The organism is Sphaerospermopsis kisseleviana CS-549 (assembly GCF_028329225.1).
In the GTDB taxonomy this organism is placed as follows: Bacteria; Cyanobacteriota; Cyanobacteriia; order Cyanobacteriales; family Nostocaceae; genus Sphaerospermopsis; species Sphaerospermopsis kisseleviana.
This window is the reverse complement of record NZ_JAQMTI010000027.1, coordinates 1-16,178: the sequence shown is the minus strand read 5'-3', so window position 1 is coordinate 16,178 and position 16,178 is coordinate 1. Positions and strand designations below refer to the sequence as shown.

Here is a 16,178-nt window from a genome sequence, read left to right as displayed (position 1 = left end):
TTCCCCTCATCTGCATATCTCCTTAAAGTGTTTGGATGCAATCCCAGAAATTCGACCGCTTTTCACCAGTGGTATGTATGCCATGAGGAAAGTATAGCATTAGTTAGCGAAAGTTAGCAAATGATTAACTAGCTAATTTCCTCACCTTGGTGGTAATAATAGTTGTAGTAATTGTCTGAATGACCATGCTGTCCATTGGCAACTACGCCTAAAACATCAATGGACGCATTTTTCAGATCAGTTAAAGCCTGCTCAAATACAAAACGGTCTGTTTTATCCATCCTGACGATCATCACCACACCGTCGGTTTGGGGAGCGATGTAATTGGTATCAGCTAGACCCACAATGGGAGGAACATCATAAATGACTAAATCAAAGGTATCTTGAAACTGTGCCATCAGTTTTTTCATTTTCCCTGATGAGAGTAACTTAGGTGCATCGGGGGGAATAGGTCCAGAAGTAATGATAGATAATTCATTCATAGCAGGTAGTAGTGTGACTACATTTTCTATGGACATATCCGTAGTAATTAAACTACTCAACCCCCAGATATTACTTAAATTTGCCAAGGTATGAATACTAGGGCGGCGCAAATCTGTATCTACCAGTAATACTTTTTTCCCCATAGTTGCAGCTACTTGAGCCAGATAAAAGGCAATTGTAGTTTTACCGTCACCTTGCATGGAGGAGGTGATGGTAATAGAACTGATGGGAGTATCAGAGCTTAATAATTGTATATTTGTGTAGAGTACCCTGATGGCTTCGATAAAATTGTTAGCGTAATTGGTGTAGTGCCGTTTGGCTACGGTGGTTCTTTGGGTAGTAGTTTCCATCTGCCCATCCGAGTATTGTATCAAAGCATTTTTGAGTTTGAAAGTAGGGGATTTATCCTGCTGCATTTCTTGGTTAAAGGGAATATTCCCTAATACAGGAAATTTGATTCTTTCTTTGAGGCTCAAAGCGTTGTGATAAGTATGATCTAGCTTTTCCAAGAGTAAAGCTGCACCAATCCCTAGGGAGATACTCGCGGCAATTCCCATGATCATATCCCGGATCATAGTTGAAGAGACAGCTATAGGACTTATGGGTAGGTTAGGTGACTGAACTAATTGCCAACCTTGTTCCATCTGAGAGGATTGTTTAATGAGCAAATCTTCCCTAGCTGATAAAAAACGATTCAGACTTTCATTAGCAATAGCTAAACGGCGTTGTATTTCTGTATATTGTCGGATCAGTGTAGGTAATTCCAGGTTTTTCTGTTCTAAAATTCGGCGTTTTTTTTCCAGTTCTTGTTGATTAAGTTCTAAGGATTTGAGTAATTTATATGCTTCTACTCGCTTAGTTTGGATATATAGTTCTGATTCTTGCTCGATTAATGGTCTGATGTTGTTCTGTTTTTCCTTGAGTGTAATTAGGGCGGGGTTTCCATCTTGAAAAACAGATGATTGTGTGGCAATTTGAATATCTAATTGGCGCAATTCTTCATTTAATGACCGATATATAGGATAGTTATCCAGGATAGACCTGACACCATCTTCAGTTTGTAAGAAATTCCAATCAGCACGAGCTTGGGCTAGTGGTAGTTGTAGTTGTTGCAGTTGTTGATTTACATCTGTGATTTGCTCTCCAATTGCTTCCGCTAGGACTTCTGTACCGAGAAAGTTATGCCTACGTTGGAACTGTTCTAATGTTGCCTGAACCTGGTTGACGCGTCTTTGTATCTTGGGTAGTTCTTCATCTATATATTTTAAACCTTCAATGAGGGTATTTCGCTTTTGTTGTTGACTGTAAGCTAAATAATCGGCAGCAATTTGTTCTAGTACATCTTTGGATTCCACAGGGTTTTGGCTACGATAATTGACTTGAATAATTTTGGTTTGACCTACACGAGAAATCCTTAGACCCCGAGTCAGATATCCATAGTTGATGTTTGGATAGTTAGCTTGTAACTGTTTAATGCTGTTTTGCAGAATGTCAGAACCCAACATCACGAGAATTTGAGTTTCATAATCGAAACTCTGTGTAATTGTTCGGTTGATGTTATCGCCTAAGTTTAACAACTCACTACTATTATCAGGGGTTTCAACCAGGATTGTAAAACTGCTTTCATATTCTGGTGGGCTTTGGGGATTTAAGTAAATCTTTACACCTACACTGGCAAGTACAGTTGTAGCTACTCCCACAACAACTACAATTCGACGCCTTAACAAACTTAAAAATTCTTTGTAATTCCAATCCTCCCTTTGTTGCTGATTTTCTTGTTGCTGATTGTCCAGAAAAGGGGGATAGGGAAAAAATGGAGTGATGGAGTTTCTCGTCTGTTCGGGATTTACGGGTTTGTCAGTTTGATTGTGGATAGTAGACATATTTTACACTCTATTTTTACTAAGTACGAAGATCAGATGAAATCCAATAGACATCTGGTGAAAATTAAATATGCGTAACCTGAAACCCATTCGTAGGAACAATTCATGAATTGTCCCTATATCTTTTTCAAAGAGGTCTAATATAGAGTAGTTAATCCGTGAACTGTTGACACTTGATACCTGCTGAGTAGATGACACTTTCCATCAATACACTATTTTGCTACTTTGTCAATGCGTAAGTCCTATTTGCTTCAGTGGTTTTGGCTCACTCCATTTCCTGATAAATAGCACTCAATGACATTAATTTTGCAGTAGCAAGATTATCCCATATGTGCTTATAAAGGTTAAGGTGATAGGGGCTAAAAGTACAAAATGCCTACATCCTGTGTGTCCTTGCTATCTAAGAAATACAAGGGTATTAGTCGGATAGATTCATAGAGATTTATACAGTGTTGATACATGAAATAACAATGATACTGTGATACTGTGATACTGTGATACTGTGATACTGTGATACTGTGATACTGTGATACTGTGATACTGTGACATTGTGATATTGTGATATTATAGCTACTATAAGTGCTGAGTCCTGCGATAAGATTTTTTAATTGCTCAAGTTTGGTATCACCAATACCAATGCACAACTTGAACAATATTCTCAAAATCTTAACATTCAACTCTTCTGTGTAGCTACATACATAACAGCTTAGTATTAGCCTGAATTAAAAATTAATTGCGATGTATGAAGAATGCTCAACAAACCTACAAACCATTAGGACTGTCGTCGGTAGATGGTACAAATAAGGGTAATGATTGTTTCTATGAGCAAACAATTAAGTTATCTGTAGTTACACAGTTTTTTCCTCCAGACTATGCTGCTACAGGACAATTAATTGAGGAACTTGTACAGCAGTTAGAACAGCAGGGGGTAGAGATTGATGTGTTTACCAGTCAACCTGGATATGCGTTCAGGGTGGGTAAGGCTCCCCGTGTGGAACTGCGTGAGCAAACTAGGATTCATAGGTCTCGGACTGCGCAAATGTGGACTGGGAGAATTCGCGGAAAGGCTGTAAATGGAGTTTTATACAGCATTCGTGCTTTTTTGTATCTGCTCTCACCTTGGCGGCGAAGTAATGTGTTACTGATCACAACAGCACCACCATTTTTGCCCATTGTGGGTTATGTGGCTAATCTGCTGTGGAAGTTGCCCTATGTTTGTATAGTCTATGATTTGTATCCAGATGTGGCGATCGCACTGGGTGTAGTATCAAAGCAGCACTGGGTAACAAAACTTTGGCAAGGTTTAAATCAGAGAGTTTGGCTCAAAGCTGGGGGAATTGTGGTTCTCAGTCCAGAGATGAAACAACGGGTTGTAGAATACTGTCCCCAAGTCGCCCATAAAGTTTCTGTAATTCATAGCTGGGCTAACCCAGATTTAATTGTACCTATTGCCAAATCAGAAAACTGGTTTGCGTGGAAGTACAACTTAGTCAATAAATTCACTGTCCTTTACTCTGGGAATATGGGGCGATGTCACGACATCGATACTTTGTTAGTAGCGGCCAGAGAATTACAACATGAGTCAGTGCAGTTTGTGTGTATTGGTGGGGGTGCTAAACGGGAAGAGTTGATTGCTAGGGTCTCTCAACTAGAGCTAAGTAATTTTACATTTTTACCTTATCAAGATAAGGAAGATTTAGCCTATTCTCTCACAGCCTGCGACCTGTCTTTAGTGAGTGTTAACCCCAGCAGCGAAAGTTTAGTATTGCCGAGTAAGTTGTATTCAGCATTATCAGCTGGGAGACCATTGGCGGTAGTTTGTTCACCCGACTCTAGCTTAAGAAAAATAATTACTGACGCTGAATGTGGGGCAGCATTTGACCATGGGGATGGTCAGGGACTGGCGACATTTATCCGTTTATTGCAAAGTAACCAAACACTAGCAGAAAAGATGGGTAAAGCTGGCCGTGAGTATCTACAATCCCACTTTACACCGGAAATTATTTGCCAACAGTATCTTGAGGTTTTACTGCAAACAGTGAATATTAAAAAGGGTAAAAATTTTTGAAATTACTGCTTGAATTTGTGGTAAAATTGACTTGTGTAATAAAATAAGATAAACCTAAAAATGAAATAATTCCTAACGGGGTTTTTCATCTCAAGTTTATTAAGTGAATTAAAAAAAATAATAGTTACTTTCAGTATAAGCTGATTTTTGTGGAGTGGGCTTTGATGGTCTAATTGATCTCAGTTTCTCCAAACGTAACCTTCCTATTGATTTTGATATTAGGGGGACGAATTGCATAAAAGGTGTAACCATAATCGGAAACGTTCTAAACGTAGAGCTATTTAGGGGTTGCTGAGAAAGTCTTTCCGTGAGGGCATAGGAGTCAGGAGTCAGGAGTCAGGAGTCAGGAGTCAGGAGGAGATTTGAAAATTTCTTTGCCATCTCTTGAAATCCCAAAAAATGGACACTTTTGCCGGTATACCCTTCAAAACCCTTGCACTAATTTCTGTGTTTATCAGCCTCTAACCTTTGATATATCAAGGTTTTAGGTTTATTCAGCAAACCCTATTTACTGTCCTATTCATAGTTGTTATCTAGATAGTGTCAGAATGGAACTTGATTTTGTTGCTTTGGGTGTTCCCGTCTTCCCTGTACCCTGTTCCCTAAGATGAAAATTACTCAATCTAGCTCAATTCTGGTGACCGGTGGTACTGGTTCCTTTGGCAAAAAATTTGTAGAAATGTTACTGGCAAGTTTCCCTGATATTCATCGACTGGTGATATATTCCCGGGATGAGTTGAAGCAGTATGAAATGGGTCTTCAGTTCTCTGATATGCAATATCGAGGAATACGCTATTTCTTGGGAGATGTTAGAGATAAACAACGGCTGATCCGTGCTTGTGAAGGTATAGACATCATTGTTCACGCTGCTGCTCTAAAACAAGTACCTACAGCAGAATACAATCCTATAGAATGTATTAAAACTAATGTTTTAGGCGCTCAAAATGTAATTGAAGCTGCATTGGATACTGGTGTAAAGCAAGTGGTAGCCCTATCCACCGATAAAGCCGCCGCTCCCATTAATTTATATGGAGCCACAAAACTCTGCTCCGATAAGTTGTTTATTGCTGCCAATAATATTAAAGGCAAAAGGGACATTTCTTTTAGTGTGGTGCGTTATGGCAATGTGATGGGTTCGAGGGGTTCGGTGATTCCCTTTTTCTTACAGCAGCGCCATGGGGGAGTATTACCCATTACTGACCCCCAAATGACTCGCTTTAATATCACTCTGGAGGAAGGGGTAAAAATGGTACTGTGGACTATTGAGAATGGTAGGGGAAGTGAAATTTTTGTCCCCAAAATTCCTTCCTACAGAATTACCGATGTAGCCACAGCCATTGCTCCCCAAGCTGAACAAAGGGTAGTAGGGATTCGACCGGGGGAGAAAATCCACGAGGAGATGATTACTAGTAGTGATAGTTATAATACCTGGGATTTGGGTTACTATTACGCGATTTTACCCAGTGAAGTTGGTGATAGGTTAGAGAATTATTACTGCCAAACTGGGGCGGTAAAGGTTCCCCAGGGATTTAGTTATAATTCTGGTAGTAATGAGACTTTTCTAACCGTTGAGGAACTCCGAGAGTTAATCAGACAGCACATTGACCCGGAGTTTACTTGATGATGACTTTTGTTACCATCGATATTAAGTGATTATGATTCAATATCATTAACCTAGTACCGCTTCGCGGAAGTCAAAAATCAAAAATAATAGGTCGTAAGCTTTTTAGCGATTGTGAGAATAGTTAGTTTATTTACGCCGTGCTGTACTAGGGAAAATTGAATAGATTATGAAGATGAACACAGTTTACGACCGGGATTTTAACCTGTGGGTAGACCAGACTGTAAACCTATTGCAAACTGGAGAATTTAATCAATTGGATCTAGAACATTTAATTGAAGAAATTCAGAACACGGGGAGTAACCTAAGTTGTAGGGGCGAAGCATTTGGGCGATAATTTAACGGAAAATCAGACATCTAGATGTTTCAAATGCTTCGCCCTGCCCCCATAAATAAGTTCCATAATTTCTTTTCTGGAGATGTCTATTGATTTTACAGCAGTTATCCCAATCATCAATATTTAACACAATGTAACCCAATTTAACCCAAGACTATATGAATCCCTTTATCCCCTACGGTCGCCAAAGTATCAGTGAGGCAGATATTGCTGCTGTAGTGCAAGTATTACAAAGTGACTGGCTCACCCAAGGACCTATGATTCCCGCCTTTGAACAGGGGGTGGCTGTAGCTTGTGGGGCCAGTTATGGTGTGGCGGTTAATAGTGCGACTTCGGCTTTACATATTGCTTGTTTGGCTTTGGGGTTGGGTCCAGGCGATCGCCTGTGGACTGTACCAAATACCTTTGTAGCTAGTGCTAATTGTGGGCGCTATTGTGGGGCGGAGGTAGATTTTGTCGATATTGACCCTGATACTTATAATTTGAGTGTAGGGGCGCTGCGCCAGAAATTGCAGATAGCCCAAGCACAGGGAAGTTTACCTAAAATAGTTGTTCCCGTACATTTTGCGGGTCAGTCCTGTGACATGGCGGCAATTTATGCTCTGAGTCAGGAGTATAATTTCCGCATTATTGAAGATGCTTCCCATGCTGTAGGGGGTGAATATCAAGGGCAACCGGTGGGCAATTGTCGGTATAGTGATATTACGGTCTTTAGCTTTCACCCAGTCAAGATTATTACAACTGCTGAAGGTGGTATGGCTGTAACCAATGACCCAGAAATAGCTGCAAAAATGGCACGACTGCGTACCCACGGGATTACCCGCGACCCCGAATTATTATCAGGACAATTACAGGGTAGTTGGGTATACGAGCAGGTGGAATTGGGTTTTAATTACCGGATGACGGATTTACAGGCGGCTTTGGGGTTATCGCAATTGCAGAGATTACCAGAGTTTATTGCTCGTCGTCGTCAATTGGCGGCACAATATGATCGGATGTTGGCAGATATGCCTGTGATTTTACCATGGCAACACCCCGATAGTCTCTCGGCTTGGCATTTGTATGTAGTCCAGGTGGAACCCACAGCCAAGTTAAACCGGGAGGAGTTATTTACCGCTTTGCGTGAGGGGGGGATTGGGGTACAGGTTCATTATATCCCCGTACATCTCCAGCCCTATTATCGGCGTTTGGGTTTTCAGACGGGGGATTTTCCCGTGGCGGAGTCCTACTATGGACAGGCGATTAGTTTACCTATGTATGCTGGTTTAAGTGATGGTGATCAGGGTCGGGTGGTGGAGGTATTAGGTAGAGCCACGGGAACCTGAGCCATCAGAAATCATCATGATTGGAGTATTTCCCGCTTTATGGTTGTGATAAAATGCTCAACGTTTTGTGAGCCGATTGGTCAACTAGGAAAGTGGGTGCGCTTTTATGTTATGGTGATTTTACAGACATAAAGATAGATGATGAATATAGCTGTAATTCCAGCCAGGGGTGGCAGTAAACGCATTCCACACAAGAATATTAGAGACTTTTGTGGTAAGCCCATGATTGCTTGGCCGATCACTGCGGCTCAAGCTTCGGGCTTATTTACACATATCATTGTTTCTACGGATGATCAAGAGATTGCATATGTGGCTCAACAGTGGGGGGCGGAAGTTCCTTTTGTGCGTCCGGCTGATTTATCAGATGATTTCACGGGAACCACTCCCGTAGTAGCTCATGCAGTAGCTTGGTGTTTAGAACAGGGATGGCCGTTAGAGGCTGTTTGTTGTATTTATGCGACTGCTCCTTTAATTCAGGTAGAGGACTTACACAAAGGGCTGGAGTTACTGCAATTCAACTCTGAGGGATATGTATTTAGTGTGACTTCCTTTACCTCAACTATTCAACGGGCTTTTAGGATTAATACATCTGGCAAAACGGAAATGTTTTATCCTGAATATTTCAACGCTCGCAGTCAGGATTTAGAACCAGCTTACCATGATGCTGGTCAGTTCTATTGGGCAAAACCACAAACTTGGCTGACAAAAAAATCTGGTTTTGATGGAGGTTTACCTGTAATTTTACCTCGTTGGCGTGTTCAAGATATTGACACATTGGAAGATTGGCAACGAGCAGAATATATCTGTAAGTTTTTGTATAAAAATTAGAATAAATTCTGGAGTAGAAACATGACTGTATATAAAACAGAGCAAGAAAAATTCTGGGCCGGTGATTTTGGTACGGAATATATCCAACGGAACCAAGGTGATCAGTTACTTGCCTCCAACTTAGCCTTTTTTTCCAAGGCGCTTTACGCAGCCAAAGGCATACAGAACTGCATAGAATTTGGTGCTAACATTGGCATGAATCTAAAAGCTATCAAGTTACTTTATCCAAGCATTGATTTGCATGGGATTGAGATTAATCAACAAGCTGCCAGATATCTAGCTAATGTCATTCCCTCTGATCATGTATATTCAGGATCAATACTTGAATTTTCCGATCTGCGTCAATGGGATCTTGTTCTCATTAAAGGAGTTCTCATTCATACTCACCCAGAACAACTACCAATTGTCTATACCAAGTTGGTCAATGCAACGGGTCGCTATTTACTAATCGCGGAGTATTATAACCCTTCACCGGTTGCTATTCCCTATCGAGGTCACGCAGATCGCTTGTTTAAGCGAGATTTTGCCGGTGAAGTCCTAGATCAACATCCTGAATTAAGGCTTGTTGATTATGGCTTTGTTTATCGTCGCGATCCTAACTTTCCTCAGGATGATATTACTTGGTTTTTAATCGAGAAAAATTAAGGAATTATAAGCAGGTATTTTTATGTTGAGTTATTGTAAACGCTGTGTAATGCCATCTACCAAGCCAGATTTATTTCTAGACGAAGAAGGTATCTGTAATGCTTGCCGTAGCTATGAACGGCGCAAGAAAGTGGACTGGGAAGCCCGCTATCAAGAGCTAATTATGTTACTCGATAAATATCGTTGTCATGACGGTAGCAATTGGGATTGCATCGTTCCCGTCAGTGGTGGTAAAGACAGTACCTATCAAGTTGTACGGATGTTACAACTTGGGTTAAATCCGCTTTGCGTGACATCAACAACATGTGATCTCTCATCTATTGGTCGGCAGAACATCGAAAACCTTAAGCGTCTGGGAGTAGATTATATTGAGGTGACGCCAAATCCTTTGATCAGGGCTAAACTAAATCGCATAGGCTTGACTCAGGTCGGAGACATATCCTGGCCAGAACATGTGGGGATTTTTACTATTCCAGTGCGTGCTGCGGTTCAGTTTAATGTTCCTTTGATCGTTTGGGGTGAAAATCCACAAAATGAGTATGGTGGACCCGCAGCAGCCTCAGAAAATAATGTACTTACCCGTCGCTGGTTGGAGGAATTTGGTGGTTTGTTGGGAATGCGGGTTTCCGATTTGATCGGTCAAGAAGGTATTGAAGCCAAGCATCTGATTCACTACACCTATCCAACTGATGAAGAACTCGCTCGGGTAGGTGTGACAGGTTTGTTTTTAGGGCACTATCTCCCTTGGGATGGTTTATCTAATGCGTTAATTGCTATAGCAAATGGCTTTACCACTTACTCTAAGGTGGTTGAAGGATCTATGGTCAACTACGAAAATCTGGACAATTACCAAACAGGTATTCATGATTACTTCAAGTTTCTAAAGTTTGGCTTTGGTCGCGCTACCGACCTCGCTTGTCTGCATATTCGTAGAGGCCGGCTAACTCGTCAAGATGGCTTAGATGCTGTAAAGCGTCTTGATGGCAAATTCCCCTGGGAATATTTAGGTAAACCGCTTGAGGAAATACTGCGTCCGCTAGATCTGAATGTTTCAGAATTTATTGCTGTTTGCGACAGATTTACGAATAAGAAAATATTTAAACGAGATGTTTCAGGATCTCTGATTAAAGATAATGATGGAAACCTAACTAAAATTAATTATGACAACGTATGAGACTACATATCTAAGACTCAAGTGCTTTGATTTTTATCCCAATACCCAATATTAGTTATTGGGTAAAAGGGTGAAGGTTTTATTTAATAAATTTAGTAATACTTGGGAAAAACAAAATGCCAAAACTAAAGGTTGTGAGAATCGAACCTGCAAGCAAGTGTAATCTTGCATGTAGTCATTGCCCAACTGGGACTGTTGAAATGCCTCGTGACATCATGAGTGATATAATTTTTGACAAGGTTTTAGAAAATTTGTCGAAGTATAAAGACGAAGTTGAAGTTGTAGTTCTATATCATGGTGGCGAACCTCTTTTAAACAAATCAATTTGCCAAATGATTAGTGCTATTAAGTCTATAAAATCCTTCTTTATTAAAATGGTTTCCAATGGAATGCTTTTGAGTCAAAGCAAGTGTGAATCCTTACTATCTACTCCTCTAGATCTCATTGAATTTAGCCTTGATGGTTTAAATGAAAGTGAAAATCAAAAGATACGTGTAAATTCTTCATCATCACGAGTAATAAACAACATCACTCACTTTTTAACTAAAAAGGAAGAATTAAGACATCCGGTCAGAGTGGCAATTTCCACAACACAATTTTTAGATTCAGAGAGATTCAGAGAGATTCAGAGATTCAACCAGAAGTTCCAACATGGTTAAAAGAAATCTTTGGGGATAAAGTGGATGAATTTAAGGCCACATATGCAATGGTCTGGCCACATATGAATGTATCTCAAGAATACACAATTTGGGAACTTGATGGGATAGATTCAGTTGAATGTGATCATATTGAACACACCCTGACTATTCGTGCAGATGGTACAATAGTTCCATGCTGTTATGATCTGACATCAAAACTGCCTATGGGAAATATTCTCACTGATGACATAAAACAATTATTTATGGGTGGTAAATATCAGTATTTAAGAGAACTGATGATGAACAGGAATTATCCTGATCTATGTGCTAATTGTAACGTAGTGCGCCCCAGAAAGTATTTAATTCCAAAGTGGCGATAACATTCCCTTGAACAAGCTGAGTGTTTTTTTTCGGTTGACAACTTATGAAAGTGGGAATTATTGACTATGGAGTTGGCAATCTAGGATCTATTGCACGGGCTCTCGAACAACTGCGAGTATCACCAGTGCTGGTTGATCGTGCAATTGATATTCATGCAAACGATGCTCTTATTCTGCCCGGTGTCGGCAATTTCACTGATTGTATGCAGATTTTGCGACAAGGAGGTTGGGTGAATGCAATTAAAGAAGAAGTTAACAACTATAACCGTCCTTTATTAGGAATTTGTCTTGGTATGCAACTGTTGGCTAACTTCGGTTTGGAGGGTGCATTAGATTCAACCATTGGAACGGAAGGTTTGGGATTGATCCCTGGCCGGGTTGTAAGTCTTACATCTCAAGGCTGTTCTCTGCGGGTTCCCCATGTAGGCTGGAATAGTATTACTAAGTTAGACTCGAAACCATGGGTTTTAGACGGTATTAGTAATGGCACAGACTTTTACTTTGTACACAGCTATGTCTTTATAGCAGATGAACAAAAGACTGTACTGGCAAAGGCTGAATATGATATTTCATTTACGGCAGTGGTAGGGCTAGGAAGAGTTTGGGGTACGCAATTCCACCCGGAGAAAAGTTCTCGTGCAGGGATGCAACTTCTACGTAATTTTATTTATAGTCAGCGATGCTAAAGGTGCGCGTCATACCGACCCTGTTGTGGAAACAGTTCGGACTGGTTAAAGGAACTCGATTTGATAGTTGGCGAAGAGTTGGTCCGGTTTTACCTGCGATAAAAGTGTATAATCAGCGTGATGTTGATGAACTAGTATTGGTGGATATTGCAGCCAATACTACTGGTGAACCTCCTGATTTTGAATCCATTGCCGATTTTAGTCAGGAATGCTTTGTACCCTTTGCAGTCGGTGGTGGAGTTACTAATATTGATCAAGTTCAGAAGTTACTCCGCTCTGGGGCTGATAAAATTGTGGTTAATACGGCAGCTTATAGTTCACCGTCGTTAGTAACAGATATTGCGGGTCGGTACGGTACACAATGTGTCGTAGCAAGTATTGATGCAATGCGTAATCTTATGGGTGGTTGGACTTGCTTCAGTCATTCCGGTTCTCGTGATACCGGTCGAGAAGTGGTTGATTGGTCTCGAGAACTTGAAGATCGTGGTGCGGGTGAAATATTAATTACGTCCATCGATAATGATGGCTTGATGGAAGGCTACGATCTTGGTCTCATTGAGATTGTCAGCCAGTCGGTTAATATACCCATCATTGCTTCGGGCGGTGCTGGTAACTATCAACATATGATCGAAGCGGTAACACAGTCCGGTGCTTCTGCTGTTGCGGCTGCAAGTATGTTTCATTTTACAGAACAGACACCAGTGGGTGCAAAAGAGGCTATGAGACAGGCTGGTATCCCGGTTCGTCTGAACTTTGCTCCAATCCAGTAATAACAGTAGTTGACAACAATATGTTGATGCATTTACGGTGTAGCTTATTACTACATTGCGTCTAAGCGTCTAAATTAGAACATAGCTAAGTCTATATTGATTGTAGCCGCCCACCCAGATGATGAAGTATTGGGGTGTGGAGGGGCGATCGCCTTTGATACTGTGCAGAGGATGTGATTGGCGGTCATTGGGAATCAGCCATGAAGCAGGACTAACAATGCAAATAGCTATTGAATTACCGAACGACTTTGTCGCCCTTCAATCCAAATCTGAAATTCAACAGGAAATCCGCACAGCCTATGCGCTTTGGCTCTACCAACAAGAGCGACTGAAATTGATGAAAGCGGCTGAGTTGGCTGGGTTTGACTTGTATGATTTTATGATCCTTTGTAAGACCCATTGTATTCCCGTTATTGATATGTCGAGTGAGGAATTACTCGAAGAACTCGACAGACTTAACACCCCATGATTCTGGTTGCTGATGCTTCAGCCTTGATTGCCCTAGCGACTTGCGATCGCCTGGCTTTACTTGATACCCTATGTGGCAATGTGGTTGTGCCTGAGTCAGATATTTCCGTGAACAGTGTTGTCGAAGCTAAATAAGCCAAGAGTTTCCGACTAAAAAATGCACAACTCTATATTGATTGTAGCCGCCCACCCAGATGATGAAGTATTGGGGTGTGGAGGGGCGATCGCCTCTTACACTGCCCAAGGTGTGCCAGTACAAGTTATATTTGTTGCAGATGGTATTTCTGCCCGGGTAACCCATGACACAGCAGAACTAGAACGCCGTCACACAGCAGCGAGAAAAGCAGGAGAATGTTTAGGTATTTCCTCAGTCAGCTTTGGTGACTTCCCAGATAACAAATTAGATACAGTCCCCCTATTATCAATAGTTCAAACAATTGAACAGGCGATCGCCCAATATCAACCAAATACCATCTTTACCCACCACGCCGGGGATGTAAATATCGACCATCAACGAGTACATCAAGCCGTAGTCACAGCTTGTCGTCCCCAACCCCAACATCCAGTTAAAACCCTGCTATTCTTTGAAGTACCTTCAAGCACAGAATGGCAACCCCCTGGATCAGCACCGAGTTTTCACCCTAACTGGTTTATAGATATTTCCCATACCCTAGCAGTGAAACAGCAAGCCTTGGCATTGTATCAAGAAGAACTGCGCCCCTTTCCCCATCCCCGCTCACTGGAAGCAGTCACAGCCTTAGCCCAGTGGCGGGGTGCAACGGTGGGAGTAGCAGCAGCAGAGGCTTTTATTTTAGGTAGACATCTGGGATGAGGTCTGGAGTAAACAGTTATGATTGACGATGGAGGTAGGAAAAAAGCCTTTGTCATGAAAGTAGTAATTAGGGTAGATTCTTCCCAGAACATGGGGTCTGGTCACTTGGTGCGTTGTCGAACCTTGGCGGAAGCACTACAGCGCAGGGGTGCAGAGGTAAAATTTATTTGTCGTGACCATCCGGGTAACTTAATCCATTTGCTGACCCGTTCCGCTTTTCCTGTTACCGTTTTACCAGCACCACCATTAGTGGAGGTAACAGCAGAAGACTATGGTTTATGGTTAGGAGTTGACCCACAAACAGATGCAGCCCAAACTATAGCAGCTTTGGGGGGAGAAATTCCCCATTGGTTGATTGTAGACCACTATGGATTAGGTCGCCCTTGGCAAGAACAACTGCGCCCCCATGTGGGTAAAATTTTAGTTATAGATGATTTAGCCAATCGTCCCCATGATTGTGATGTTTTACTCGACCAAAATTACCATTTTCCCGGAGTCAACCGTTATCAGGGGTTAGTACCCGATGATTGTCGGTTACTTTTGGGTTGTCGTTATGCTCTATTGCGTCCAGAATATCTAGAATTTCGCCAGACCTTACCACCCCATACTGGTAAGGTAGAGCGGGTGCTGATTTTCTTTGGTGGTACTGACCCCCAGAATATTACTGGTAAGGTCATATCCGCCCTATCTGCTGGGGAATTTACCTCCCTATATGTGGATGTGGTAGTAGGTTCTAGTAATCCCCATCGGTTATCATTACAACAGCAAGTTAACCAGCGTCCCCAGACAACCCTTTATGAAAACCTTCCTCACTTAGCACAGTTAATGGCTCGTGCGGACTTAGCTATAGGAGCAGGGGGAACAACTACCTGGGAAAGACTGTGTTTAGGTTTACCAAGTTTAGTAATTAGTATTGCGGATAATCAAGTCCCAGCTTGTCAGGCTTTGGCTAGGGAAGAAGCTATTATTTATTTAGGAACTGGTGAGCAAGTTCAGGTCAAAGATATAGCAGAGGCGATCGCTTTTGTGCAGAGAAATCCTGCTACTGTCGTCAGAATGTCTGACCAGGGTAAGCAGTATGTAGATGGACTGGGAGCAGACAGAGTAGGAGAATATTTATATCCCACTCCTAAAAATCAACTACGATTGCGATCGGCAAAATTAACAGATCAGTGGCTTTATTATACTTGGGTAAATGAGCCAGAAGTGCGTCGTCAATCTTTACAATCAGACCCTATTATTTGGGAAGAACATCAAAGTTGGTTTCACCGCAAGTTAGCTGATAGTCATTGTTATTTGGGGGTTTTAGAAGCTAATAATTTACCTGTAGGACAAATTCGTTTTCAACTCCAAGATCATGAAGGGGTAATTGACTATTCCCTAGATGTTTTAGTTCGGGGTCGCGGTTGGGCTACCTCCTTAGTACAACTGGGAATACAAGCTTTAAAGTCTTTTACACCTAAATACTTAAGAGCAGATGTAAAAATTAATAATGCAGCTTCAAAGGCGGTGTTTTTGCGGTTGGGTTTTACAGAGGAGCCGCAATCAATCAATCAATCAATCAATCAATCAATCAGCAGCTTTCGCTTACCATTCTCTCCGACTCCCAAAGTTGGTTAAACGTTCGCGATCGCCATTCAGTATAATCGATAGATAGATAGAGTTACAGGGAATGAATTCCCTGGCTAAAAGCTTAAGTCGGTTAAAGACCGACTGGGAAGAGGGTTGAAAGTTTTTGTGTGATTTGTCACAAGATATAGAGAATAGGAATGGAGGGGAAATTAGTGTGTAGTTGATTAAACACACAGAAAACTATAATACAAAATAAACATACTGATAACTTATAACCAATCAATGGCGAAAAAAGCAGACATAGGGGGAAAAAGATTAATCAGTCTCGCACCTAACACCTGGGTAAAATGGATTACCCAGCGCAGTGACTTACAAGTACAAGACATCCTCAACACAGAATTTCAGTGGATAGAGCGAGAAAGTGATGTTTTACTGAAGGTTTTATCCCCAGAAATAGGAGAATTTTTA

16 protein-coding genes and 1 pseudogene are annotated in these 16,178 nt (G+C 41.4%); 16 read left to right on the top strand and 1 reads right to left on the bottom strand.

Going from position 1 to position 16,178, the window contains the following annotated elements; all coding sequences use genetic code 11:
* Positions 1 to 128: 128 nt before the first annotated feature.
* Positions 129 to 2,366, bottom strand: a complete 2,238-nt coding sequence (locus tag PN497_RS02190; protein WP_096571321.1) for a GumC family protein — start codon at positions 2,364 to 2,366, stop codon at positions 129 to 131.
* 742 nt (positions 2,367 to 3,108) lie between these two features.
* Between PN497_RS02190 and PN497_RS02185 the strand changes: the two genes are divergently transcribed.
* The 16 genes and pseudogenes from PN497_RS02185 to PN497_RS02110 form a co-directional block, all read left to right on the top strand.
* A complete protein-coding gene (locus PN497_RS02185) occupies positions 3,109 to 4,434 on the top strand; it encodes a glycosyltransferase family 4 protein (protein ID WP_096571323.1) in 1,326 nt (441 codons plus the stop codon).
* 607 nt (positions 4,435 to 5,041) lie between these two features.
* Complete coding sequence (pseB, locus tag PN497_RS02180; RefSeq protein ID WP_096571325.1) at positions 5,042 to 6,055, top strand: UDP-N-acetylglucosamine 4,6-dehydratase (inverting); 1,014 nt, start codon at positions 5,042 to 5,044, stop codon at positions 6,053 to 6,055.
* A 169-nt stretch (positions 6,056 to 6,224) separates the two neighbouring features.
* Entirely contained in the window at positions 6,225 to 6,392 is a 168-nt protein-coding gene (locus tag PN497_RS02175) for a DUF29 family protein (protein ID WP_334310602.1), read from the top strand.
* 158 nt (positions 6,393 to 6,550) lie between these two features.
* Positions 6,551 to 7,717: a UDP-4-amino-4,6-dideoxy-N-acetyl-beta-L-altrosamine transaminase gene (pseC, locus tag PN497_RS02170; protein WP_096571327.1), complete on the top strand. Its 1,167-nt coding sequence runs from the start codon at positions 6,551 to 6,553 to the stop codon at positions 7,715 to 7,717.
* Between the two features lie 138 nt (positions 7,718 to 7,855).
* On the top strand, positions 7,856 to 8,545 hold the full coding sequence (pseF, locus tag PN497_RS02165; protein WP_272109486.1) for a pseudaminic acid cytidylyltransferase: 690 nt from the start codon (positions 7,856 to 7,858) through the stop codon (positions 8,543 to 8,545).
* Between the two features lie 21 nt (positions 8,546 to 8,566).
* On the top strand, positions 8,567 to 9,190 hold the full coding sequence (locus tag PN497_RS02160) for a pseudaminic acid biosynthesis-associated methylase (protein ID WP_096571329.1): 624 nt from the start codon (positions 8,567 to 8,569) through the stop codon (positions 9,188 to 9,190).
* A gap of 22 nt (positions 9,191 to 9,212) precedes the next feature.
* Positions 9,213 to 10,364, top strand: a complete 1,152-nt coding sequence (locus PN497_RS02155; RefSeq protein ID WP_096571331.1) for an N-acetyl sugar amidotransferase — start codon at positions 9,213 to 9,215, stop codon at positions 10,362 to 10,364.
* 116 nt (positions 10,365 to 10,480) lie between these two features.
* Positions 10,481 to 11,023, top strand: coding sequence for a radical SAM protein (locus PN497_RS02150; RefSeq protein ID WP_096571333.1), 543 nt, complete (start codon positions 10,481 to 10,483; stop codon positions 11,021 to 11,023).
* 47 nt (positions 11,024 to 11,070) lie between these two features.
* Positions 11,071 to 11,382 (top strand): SPASM domain-containing protein, encoded by a 312-nt coding sequence (locus tag PN497_RS02145; RefSeq protein WP_272109483.1) that lies wholly within the window; start codon positions 11,071 to 11,073, stop codon positions 11,380 to 11,382.
* Between the two features lie 44 nt (positions 11,383 to 11,426).
* On the top strand, positions 11,427 to 12,068 hold the full coding sequence (gene hisH, locus PN497_RS02140; RefSeq protein ID WP_096571337.1) for an imidazole glycerol phosphate synthase subunit HisH: 642 nt from the start codon (positions 11,427 to 11,429) through the stop codon (positions 12,066 to 12,068).
* Positions 12,062 to 12,838 (top strand): imidazole glycerol phosphate synthase subunit HisF, encoded by a 777-nt coding sequence (gene hisF, locus PN497_RS02135; protein ID WP_096571339.1) that lies wholly within the window; start codon positions 12,062 to 12,064, stop codon positions 12,836 to 12,838. Before hisH ends, hisF begins: the two co-directional genes overlap by 7 nt.
* A 118-nt stretch (positions 12,839 to 12,956) precedes the next feature.
* Positions 12,957 to 13,307, top strand: a complete 351-nt coding sequence (locus tag PN497_RS02130) for a UPF0175 family protein (RefSeq protein WP_272109480.1) — start codon at positions 12,957 to 12,959, stop codon at positions 13,305 to 13,307.
* Positions 13,304 to 13,441, top strand: a complete 138-nt coding sequence (locus PN497_RS02125; protein ID WP_272109478.1) for a hypothetical protein — start codon at positions 13,304 to 13,306, stop codon at positions 13,439 to 13,441. Before PN497_RS02130 ends, PN497_RS02125 begins: the two co-directional genes overlap by 4 nt.
* A 22-nt stretch (positions 13,442 to 13,463) precedes the next feature.
* Positions 13,464 to 14,138: a PIG-L deacetylase family protein gene (locus PN497_RS02120; protein WP_096571341.1), complete on the top strand. Its 675-nt coding sequence runs from the start codon at positions 13,464 to 13,466 to the stop codon at positions 14,136 to 14,138.
* An 18-nt stretch (positions 14,139 to 14,156) separates the two neighbouring features.
* On the top strand, positions 14,157 to 15,758 hold the full coding sequence (gene pseG, locus PN497_RS02115; RefSeq protein WP_096571343.1) for a UDP-2,4-diacetamido-2,4,6-trideoxy-beta-L-altropyranose hydrolase: 1,602 nt from the start codon (positions 14,157 to 14,159) through the stop codon (positions 15,756 to 15,758).
* Between the two features lie 234 nt (positions 15,759 to 15,992).
* A pseudogene (locus PN497_RS02110) lies at positions 15,993 to 16,178 on the top strand (hypothetical protein); the annotation flags it as partial.